Consider the following 8,414-nt stretch of genomic DNA (forward strand, 5'->3'; position numbering starts at 1 on the left):
CGCCGGGCCGGTGACCGTCGCCATCGCCCGTCGGGCCGACCCCGCGCGCGCCCACGAGATGGTCGCCTGGATGCGGGCCGGCACCGCGCTGGCCGAGAGCTTCCCCGGGTTCCTCGGCGTGGGCTGGGTGCAGAGCGCCCCGGGCTCGCCGGAGTGGCACATGCTCTACCGCTTCGCCGACCAGGAGACGCTGCGCCGGTGGGAGGAGTCCCCGCAGCGGACCTGGTGGCTGACCTCGGCGCAGGGCATCGTCGAGCACACCCGGGTCGAGCGGCGTACCGGGATCGAGGGATGGTTCGACCCGCCGGTCGACCACGTGGTCGAGAACCTGGCGCCGGCCGTGGGCGAGCCGGCCGTGGCGGCGTCCCCGCCGCGCTGGAAGCAGGCCGTGACGATCTGGCTGGCGTTCTTTCCGCTCAGCCTCACCGCCACCCTGCTCACCGCCCAGTTCATCGGTCAGGTGCCGCTGGCGGTGCGCACGCTGATCATGACGCTCTGCCTGACCCCGCTGATGACGTACCTGGTGCTGCCCCGGATCACCCGGGCGCTGCACTGGTGGCTGCACGGGCAGCGGCCACCGTGGCGCGCACCGCGCTGAGCCGCCGTTCTATCAAATCCATGTTTCTAGATATTTACTCTGCCCGAAAGCCGACACGAGCCCCCCGATCCGGCCGGACCACCCCGTAGAGTTGCCGCGCTGTCGCTCTGCGCCGCCGGACCGGGGGAAGCCAATGCCTCGACGCTGGGTCGCCGCCGCCGCCTGCGTGCTGGCGCTGGTCGCCCTCGCCTGCGAGGAAGGCGGCAGCGCCTCGCCCCGGCCGTCCCGGGACCCCGGCCCGCCCGGGCTCCCCACCACCATGGCCGCGCTCGGCGACTCGATCAGCACCGGCTTCGGCTCCTGCCTCGTGCTCACCTCGTGCCAGCGCAACTCGTGGTCCACCGGCGACGGCATCCGGGTGGAGAGCCACTACCGCCGGCTGCTCGAGGCCGACGCGGACATCCGCGGCCGGGCCCGCAACCACGCCGCGCCCGGGGCGCGCGCCGAGGCGCTGGCCGGGCAGGCCGAGGCCGCGGTACGCGACAAGGCCGACTACGTGACGGTGCTGATCGGCGCCAACGACGCCTGCCGCGACGACGTCGACACGATGACGCCGGTGGCGACGTTCCGCACCCAGGTCGACCGTGGCCTGCGCGTGCTGCGCAAGGGGCGGCCGAAGGCGCGGGTGCTGGTGGTCAGCATCCCGGACCTGTACCGGCTCTGGGAGGTCGGGCACACCGAGTCCCGGGCCGTGCGGGTCTGGCGGGCCGGCATCTGTCCGTCGCTGCTGGCGAACGCGACCTCCACCGCGCCCGCCGACCGGGCCCGCCGGGCCCGCTTCCGCCAGCGCGTCGACGACTACAACGCCCAGTTGAAGGCGGCCTGCCGGGCGTACGGATCGCGCTGCCGGCACGACGGCGGGGCGGTGCACCGGGTGCGCTTCACCCTGGACGAGGTCAACGGGCTGGACTGGTTCCACCCCAACGTGGCCGGGCAGAACCGGCTCGCCGACGTGAGCTTCTCGACCGCCGGCTGGCGGCTCTGACCGTCGTCGCGCCACCACGCCGGGCAACCATGGCGGAAAGCCGGCCGACCTAGCCCTGCCGCACACGCGAAACGGCGGCGCCCCGGAGGACCGGAGCGCCGCCGTACCGGCGCGTGGTCAGGAGCGGCGGGGCTGCGGCACGCCGCCGCGACCGGTCCGGTAGAGCGCACGGGCGCGCTCGGCGAGGTCCTTGGTGGCCGACGAGTTGGCCCAGGTGCCGAGGACGATGGCGGCGCCCGGCACGACCTTGGCGAACATCCGCTTCGCCGCGCGTACCCCGGCCATCTGGGCCAGCCGCACGCCGAGGCGGAGCATCACCTTGCCGAGCGGGTTCTGCGCGCCGTGGCCGAAGAGGGCGCCGGCGCGTTCCCGCCCCGCCGCCACGCCCAGGGCCAGCCGGGCGCTCTCGGCGACCTTGTGCACCTTCTGCAGCACCAGCAGGTCGGTGGCCCGGTCCGGGTGCACCGGGTCGACGCCGTACGCGGCGGCGATGTGCAGCACCAGCCGCGCCTGGGTCCAGGCCAGCACCCCGACGTCGATCACCGCGCCGGGCAGCCCGGCCGCGCCGGAGACCGCCCCGGAGAGGCGGGCCCGGTTGACGAACTTGCGGATCGCCTGATCGGCGAGCTCGTCGGCGGAGACGTCGGGGCGATCGGCGCGGGCCCGGGCGGCCCAGTCGGCGGCCTCCGGTCCCAGCCGGCGCACCGCCTCCAGGGCGAGGTGTTCCGGTGCGTACTGCGGGTCGTCCCGCATCCGGTCCCAGAGCCGGGCCGGCGGCGCCTCGGGGGCCTCCGGCTCCCCCGCCCGGGCGACCGGCGGGGTGACCGCCGCCGCCGGGGTGACCGGCGGCGGCGTGGGGGCGGTGGGTTCGTCGTCGACGGGGGCGGCATCGGTCAAGGGGGGCTCCCGGTGTCGAGGGCGAGCGGGGACGATCAGCGGCGCCGGCCGGAGAACCGGTTCGCCACCTGCTTGAGCTTGGTCTGGTTCTCCGGCTTGGCCAGCTCACGCCGGCCCCGGTCGACCAGCTGCTGCCCCTTCGGTGACCGCAGGAAGGCGGTGATGCGCTGCACCAGTGACATGTCGTTCTCCGTTCGGTGGTTGTACCTCATGTGTACCCCGAACGGACAACCGGGAACCGGAAACCGGTCAAGCCAGGATGGCCTCGACCACCCGGGTGGCCCGCCACTCGTGCTGGGCGTACAGGTCGGGGAACGCGGAGACCTGCACCGACTGGGCCGCGACGGTCAGCGGCAGGTCCCGCCAGCCGGGAATCTCCAGCAGCGCGGAGAGGAACGCCCGGGTGGCGTACTCCGGGTCCATCAGGTCGCCGACCTCGCCCCAACCGCTGCTGGGCCGCTGCTGGAAGAGGCCGACCGAGTCGTGGTCCCAGCCGATGGCCTGGTGCGGGTAGTTCTGGGACTCGGGCAGCACGCCGCTGGCGTAGTTGTAGAGGTTGCTCTCCTGCATGGCGGTGGCCACGGCGATGATCATCGCCTGCCGGGGAACGCCCATCTTCCGGCCGGCGTTGACGATGGCCTTGGCGTTCTCCATCTGGGCCCGGTCCAGGCCGGCCACCGGTGCGATCCGCTTCGGCCTGGGCTTCGGCTTCGGCTTGGGCTTGGCCCTGCGCGGCTCGTCCCGGGACGAGGAGTCCGAGGCCTTGCCGGAGTTGCCGGGGTTGCCGTTGACGGGGGTGCGTCCGTGGTCGCGGGAGGCGGCGTCCTCGTTCGCCCGCTCGGCGAGCGCCGGCTGGGCGGCGACCGGGTCGAGCCGGTCGGCCGGCACGGCCTGCGCGCCGGCGAGAGCCGCCACGGCGAGGCAGGAGACCACGCCGCTGGCGAGGGCGACCCGCCGAGGGCGGGAGATCAGGGGGTTAACGAGGGCGCCGAGGCGGGTACGGAGGGTGGGGGCCGCCGCGGGCTCAGGGAGAACGCCGACCTGAACGGACGAGGGGGTGTCGTCCGAACGGCCAGTCGGGCCCTCGTGGGCGTACTGGTCGTCGTTGGTGTCGTCGTCACGCATCCGACGAGGCTAGGCAGGTGATCCACCCGGCACCCAGCCCGTGGAAGTGGCCCTGACCACAATCCGGTACACCGGACCCGGACGGGCCGGCGGTGACGGATGGCCGCGGCAGGGAACGCCGCAGAACCGGCATATCCGAAACGCCCCCCAGGCCGGGAAGCCCGGAGCAGCCGGGGCGAGACCCCCGTCACCGCCCCCATGATCCACCCCCTCCACCGTTCGGATGACTCATTGACGGACGAACGGACAGCCCCGTCTCGGATGATCGTCGAAATGGGGTACTTGGTCCGGCTTTGATCACCAGGATCGCGGCGAACCGCCCGTTGCTGGAATGGATACCTGCGGCGGGTACGTTCGGCGAACCGGGAGTCGTGCGCGCACGGCCGCCCGTACGCGCGTTTCCTCAGGAGGTCCGACCGGTGCTCGACCCACACGAGCTCTACCAGCTCACCGACGATCTGCCCGACCTCGGGCAGCCGGTGCTGATCCAGGCCCTGACCGGCTTCGTCGACGCCGGCAACGCCAGCCGCCTGGCCCGCGAGCAGTTGCTCACCTCGCTGGAGTCACGTCAGATCGCCACCTTCGACGTCGACCAGCTCTTCGACTACCGCTCCCGCCGCCCGGTGATGACCTTCGTCGAGGACCACTGGGAGCACTACGACGCGCCGGAGCTGGCGCTGCACCTGCTGCACGACGACGACGAGACCCCCTTCCTGCTGCTCACCGGCCCCGAGCCGGACCTGCAGTGGGAGCGTTTCGTGGCCGCCGTGGCCGCCCTGGCCACCCGGCTCGACGTCCGGCTCACCGCCGGGCTGAACTCGATCCCGATGGCCGTGCCGCACACCCGCCCCACCGGGGTGACCGCGCACGCCACCCGGCGCGAGCTGATCGCCGGCTACGAGCCCTGGCTGCAGCGGGTGCAGGTGCCGGGCAGCGTCGGGCACCTGCTGGAGTACCGCCTCGGCGAGGCGGGCCGGGACGCGATCGGCTTCGCCGCGCACGTGCCGCACTACGTCGCCCAGACCGAGTACCCGGCCGCCGCCGAGGTGCTGCTCTCCTCGGTGTCGCGCAGCACCGGGCTGCTGCTGCCCAGCGACAGCCTGCGGGCCGCCGCCGAGCTGGTCCGGGTCGAGATCGACCGGCAGGTCGCGCAGACCGACGAGGCCGCCGCGCTGGTCCAGGCCCTGGAGGAGCAGTACGACGCGTTCGCCCGCGGACGCGGCGAGAAGAACCTGCTGGCCGCCGAGGCCGGCCCGCTGCCGACGGCCGACGAGCTCGGTGCCGAGCTGGAGCGGTTCCTGGCCGAGCAGACCCGCCCCGGAGACACCCCGAACAGCTGACCCGAGGACGGGTGACGCGCCGGGCGGCCGTCCGGGCGCGGGCGGGCGGGATGCGGCAGGCTGGGGGCATGCGCCTGGCGACCTGGAACGTGAACTCGGTGAAGGCCCGCCTGCCCCGGCTGCTCGACTGGCTGGCCACCACCGCCCCGGACGTGGTCTGCCTGCAGGAGACCAAGTGCCCGGACGGCGCCTTCCCGGTCGCCGACGTGGGCAAGCTGGGCTACGAGGTGGCCAGCCACAGCGACGGCCGGTGGAACGGGGTGGCGATCCTGTCCCGGGTCGGGCTGGCCGACGTGGCGGTCGGGTTCCCCGGCGAACCGGGGTTCCCCGAGCCCGAGGCCCGCGCGATCTCCGCCGACTGCGGCGGGCTCCGGGTCTGGTCGGTGTACGTGCCCAACGGGCGCTCCCCCGACGACCCGCACTACGCGTACAAGCTGGCCTGGTTCGCGGCGCTGCGGGACGCGCTGGAGCCGGAACTGGCCGGCGGGACGCCGGTGGCGGTCTGCGGCGACTTCAACGTCGCACCCACCGACGACGACGTCTGGGACCCGGCGCTCTTCGTCACCTCCACCCACGTCACGCCGGCCGAGCGGGCGGCGCTGGCGGCGCTGCGCGACCTGGGGCTGGTCGACGTGGTGCCCACCCCGATGAAGGGCCCGCACCCCTACACCTACTGGGACTACCGGGCCGGGATGTTCCACCAGAACAAGGGCATGCGGATCGACCTCGTGTACGCCTCCGCGCCGTTCGCCCGGGCGGTCCGCTCGGCGTACGTGGACCGGGAGGCCCGCAAGGGCAAGGGCCCCTCCGACCACGCCCCGATCGTGGTCGACGCCGAGCTGGTCCCGACCGTCGAGCCGATCTGAGCCCCGCGTCCCGCGGCGCGGACGACCGCCGGACCGGGTGCCGGGCCGCTGGTTAGGGTGGAGCCATGGCAGTCGTGAAGATCAACGCGATCGACGTTCCCGCCGGCGCCGGCGAGGAGCTGGAGAAGCGGTTCGCCGCCCGGGCCGGTGCGGTGGAGAACTCCCCCGGCTTCCTCGGCTTCGAGCTGCTCCGCCCGGTCGCCGGGGAGAGCCGCTACTTCGTCTACACCCGCTGGGAGACCGAGGAGGCGTACCAGGCCTGGGCGGCCGGCCCGTCCCGGGCCGCGCACGCCGGCGGCGAGGGCGGTGAACAGCGGCGGCCGGTGGCCTCCGGCGCGACGCTGCTGGAGTTCGAGGTCGTCCAGCAGGTCACCGGCAAGGGCTGACCGTCAGGGGTCGCGGGTCTCGGCCAGCGAGGCGAAGGCGATGACGTTGTCCTCGTACCCGGTCTGGCCGCCGACCCAGGCCCCGCCGCAGGTGATCAGCCGCAGCGCGGGCGGCCCGTCACTGCCGTAGACCCGGTCGGCCGGGAGGTTCGACTTGTCGAAGTACTCGACCGAGTCGACCGTGAACACGGCCACCTTGCGGTCGCGGCGGGTCACCTCGATCCGGTCGCCGGGCTTGAGCTTGCGCAGGTCGTAGAAGACGGCCGGGCCGCTCTTGGAGTCGACGTGCCCGACGATGATGGACCGGCCCGGCTCGCCCGGGGTCGGGCCCCGGTCGTACCAGCCGGTCTCGTGGTGCCGGTCCAGCGGCGGCACGTCAATCGACCCGTCCTCGGCCTGACCCACCGGGGCGACCGGAGCGGTCACCCGGATCGCGGGCACCGCCAGGCTCACCGGGCGGCTGGCCGGCAGCCCACCGCGCCCGGCGGTCGGCCGCTCCTGCGCGCTCGCCGGGCGCTGCTGGCCGGCGGCCCAGTCCAGCGGCCCGACGGTACGGCCGAGACCCGCGCCGGTGGCGAAGACGCCGAGCAGCACCAGCGCCACCGCCAGCGGCACCGTCCACGGGCTGCGGGAGTGGGCCCGGTCGCGGCGGGCGGCCGGTGTCGAGGCGGGTTGCGGGGCCATCGCGCCGCTCAACCTCGGGCGGCGCCACGGGGGCGGCGGGCCGCGATGATGCCGACGGTCGCCCCGGCGATGGTCAGGGCCAGCCCGCCGGGGACGAGCAGACCGCTGAGGTTGCCGCCGGACGCGCCGCCGAAGCCGGTCTGCGGGCCGGGGCTGGGCTTCATCGACCGGACCACCTGGAGCATCGTCGAGGCGGTCGCGCCGTCGCGGCACTCCAGCTTGACCCGGTAGTTGCCGGGCCGGGTGCGCTCCTTGACCATCGCCGTGGCGGTCAGCTCGCCACGCTGGGAGTGCACCTGCACCCGGCCGAAGGCGTCGGAGACGACGGTCGCGGGGATGGAGTTGTCCCGGCAGCTGGCCTGGATGCCGACCAGGTAGCCGGGCTGCACGGGGCTGGGGCGCACCTCGACGAAGACCACGTTGGGCGCCGGCTGCGGAACGCCCTGCTCGGGCGAGCTCTGGCCGGTCTCGGTCGGAGTCGGGGCCACCGCGAGGAACGGGTCGAAGGCCGGTTCCACCGCCGCTGGCGGCCCGAGGGCTGGTGTCAAGGGCGGCGGGGCGGCGAGCGCCGGGGCCACCCCGAACAGCGCCGGGCCGAGGGCACCGAACGTGACCGCCAACGCGGTGCGCTGGAGCGTGATCGACATCCTGCCCCCTTCCGGCCGCCTCGGGCAGCGCCGGGGCGGCGAGCGCCGGCCTGCCGTACGGGATGAATCGTCTCACCCCCGGGCGTACATCACATCCGATACGCCGGAACCGTCGCGTACGCTCGGGTCGCTGTGACCTCCACCGACCTGAACCCCGCCGTCCCGGCGGCCCCGCCGGCCGCCCGGATCCGCACCTTCCACCCCCGCCGCGGCCGGATGAGCGGCCGCCAGACGGACGCGCTGGAGCGGCTCTGGCCCGGCTACGGGTTCGACATCGCCGACCTCGACGGTCCCTTCGACCCGGCCGCGCTCTTCGGCCGGGGCGCGCCCGTGGTGCTGGAGATCGGCTCCGGCATGGGCGACGCCACGGCCGCGATGGCCGCCGCCGACCCGGACCGGGACTACCTGGCGGTCGAGGTGCACACGCCCGGCCTCGGCAACCTGCTGGAGCTGGTGGAACGGCACGGGCTGCGCAACGTCCGGGTGGCCAAGGGCGACGCGCTGGACCTGGTCCGGGCCATGCCGGCCGACGCGCTGGACGCGGTGCACGTCTTCTTCCCCGACCCCTGGCCCAAGGCCCGGCACCACAAGCGGCGGATCATCCAGCCGGAGCACGTCGCGCTGCTCCGCTCCCGGCTGCGCCCCGGCGGGACGCTGCACTGCGCCACCGACTGGGCCGAGTACGCCGAGTCGATGCGCGAAACGCTGACCGCCGACCCCGGACTGGCGGACCCGTACGGCGGCTTCGCCCCCCGGCCCGCGCACCGTCCGATCACCAAGTTCGAACGCCGCGCCCTCACCGCCGGCCGCCCCGTCTTCGACCTCATCCACCCCCGCCACCCCTGACCCCTCGCGCCGGCCTCGCTCCACTCGCGGTGTACCCGGT

General features: G+C 74.4%; 11 protein-coding genes. 6 read left to right on the forward strand and 5 right to left on the reverse strand.

Annotated features, from left to right (window positions below; translation table 11 throughout):
- Positions 1-10: 10 nt before the first annotated feature.
- On the forward strand, positions 11-598 hold the full coding sequence (locus ACSNN7_RS27830) for an antibiotic biosynthesis monooxygenase (protein WP_436684035.1): 588 nt from the start codon (positions 11-13) through the stop codon (positions 596-598).
- Positions 599-731: 133 nt separating this feature from the next.
- Complete coding sequence (locus ACSNN7_RS27835; RefSeq protein ID WP_436684021.1) at positions 732-1,583, forward strand: GDSL-type esterase/lipase family protein; 852 nt, start codon at positions 732-734, stop codon at positions 1,581-1,583.
- 117 nt (positions 1,584-1,700) lie between these two features.
- Here the strand turns inward: ACSNN7_RS27835 and ACSNN7_RS27840 are convergent, their stop codons facing one another.
- The 3 genes from ACSNN7_RS27840 to ACSNN7_RS27850 all read right to left on the reverse strand — a co-directional run bounded on the left by ACSNN7_RS27840 (position 1,701) and on the right by ACSNN7_RS27850 (position 3,605).
- Complete coding sequence (locus ACSNN7_RS27840; RefSeq protein ID WP_436684022.1) at positions 1,701-2,480, reverse strand: EcsC family protein; 780 nt, start codon at positions 2,478-2,480, stop codon at positions 1,701-1,703.
- A 35-nt stretch (positions 2,481-2,515) separates the two neighbouring features.
- Entirely contained in the window at positions 2,516-2,662 is a 147-nt protein-coding gene (locus ACSNN7_RS27845) for a hypothetical protein (RefSeq protein WP_436684024.1), read from the reverse strand.
- A 67-nt stretch (positions 2,663-2,729) separates the two neighbouring features.
- Positions 2,730-3,605, reverse strand: a complete 876-nt coding sequence (locus ACSNN7_RS27850) for a peptidase M23 (protein ID WP_436684026.1) — start codon at positions 3,603-3,605, stop codon at positions 2,730-2,732.
- Between the two features lie 419 nt (positions 3,606-4,024).
- On the opposite strand from ACSNN7_RS27850, the gene ACSNN7_RS27855 reads away from it, so the two are divergent.
- The 3 genes from ACSNN7_RS27855 (at position 4,025) to ACSNN7_RS27865 (ending at position 6,197) form a co-directional block, all read left to right on the forward strand.
- Positions 4,025-4,945, forward strand: coding sequence for a proteasome assembly chaperone family protein (locus ACSNN7_RS27855; protein ID WP_436684028.1), 921 nt, complete (start codon positions 4,025-4,027; stop codon positions 4,943-4,945).
- Positions 4,946-5,013: 68 nt separating this feature from the next.
- Positions 5,014-5,811 carry an exodeoxyribonuclease III gene (locus ACSNN7_RS27860; RefSeq protein ID WP_436684029.1) on the forward strand — a complete coding sequence of 266 codons (798 nt, stop codon included), beginning with the start codon at positions 5,014-5,016 and terminating at the stop codon, positions 5,809-5,811.
- Positions 5,812-5,876: 65 nt separating this feature from the next.
- Positions 5,877-6,197, forward strand: a complete 321-nt coding sequence (locus ACSNN7_RS27865) for an antibiotic biosynthesis monooxygenase family protein (protein WP_436684031.1) — start codon at positions 5,877-5,879, stop codon at positions 6,195-6,197.
- A gap of 3 nt (positions 6,198-6,200) precedes the next feature.
- Here the strand turns inward: ACSNN7_RS27865 and ACSNN7_RS27870 are convergent, their stop codons facing one another.
- Together ACSNN7_RS27870 and ACSNN7_RS27875 are read right to left on the reverse strand one after the other, a co-directional pair.
- Positions 6,201-6,881, reverse strand: a complete 681-nt coding sequence (locus ACSNN7_RS27870) for a class F sortase (protein ID WP_436684032.1) — start codon at positions 6,879-6,881, stop codon at positions 6,201-6,203.
- 8 nt (positions 6,882-6,889) lie between these two features.
- Positions 6,890-7,528 carry a hypothetical protein gene (locus tag ACSNN7_RS27875; RefSeq protein ID WP_436684033.1) on the reverse strand — a complete coding sequence of 213 codons (639 nt, stop codon included), beginning with the start codon at positions 7,526-7,528 and terminating at the stop codon, positions 6,890-6,892.
- A gap of 132 nt (positions 7,529-7,660) precedes the next feature.
- Here ACSNN7_RS27875 and trmB point away from each other — a divergent pair, with 132 nt between their 5' ends.
- The gene (trmB, locus tag ACSNN7_RS27880; protein ID WP_436684034.1) at positions 7,661-8,374 is read left to right on the forward strand and encodes a tRNA (guanosine(46)-N7)-methyltransferase TrmB; all 714 of its coding nucleotides are present in this window, start codon (positions 7,661-7,663) and stop codon (positions 8,372-8,374) included.
- Positions 8,375-8,414 lie beyond the last annotated feature (40 nt).

The organism is Micromonospora sp. URMC 105, assembly GCF_051386295.1.
Taxonomy (GTDB): domain Bacteria; phylum Actinomycetota; class Actinomycetes; order Mycobacteriales; family Micromonosporaceae; genus Micromonospora.

Coding starts and splice junctions, on each gene's coding strand:
- ACSNN7_RS27845 (WP_436684024.1), bottom strand. CDS start 2,662: ATGTCACTGGTGCAGCGCATCACCGCCTTCCTGCGGTCACCGAAGGGG.
- ACSNN7_RS27860 (WP_436684029.1), top strand. CDS start 5,014: ATGCGCCTGGCGACCTGGAACGTGAACTCGGTGAAGGCCCGCCTGCCC.
- ACSNN7_RS27865 (WP_436684031.1), top strand. CDS start 5,877: ATGGCAGTCGTGAAGATCAACGCGATCGACGTTCCCGCCGGCGCCGGC.
- ACSNN7_RS27875 (WP_436684033.1), bottom strand. CDS start 7,528: ATGTCGATCACGCTCCAGCGCACCGCGTTGGCGGTCACGTTCGGTGCC.
- ACSNN7_RS27850 (WP_436684026.1), bottom strand. CDS start 3,605: ATGCGTGACGACGACACCAACGACGACCAGTACGCCCACGAGGGCCCG.
- ACSNN7_RS27835 (WP_436684021.1), top strand. CDS start 732: ATGCCTCGACGCTGGGTCGCCGCCGCCGCCTGCGTGCTGGCGCTGGTC.
- ACSNN7_RS27870 (WP_436684032.1), bottom strand. CDS start 6,881: ATGGCCCCGCAACCCGCCTCGACACCGGCCGCCCGCCGCGACCGGGCC.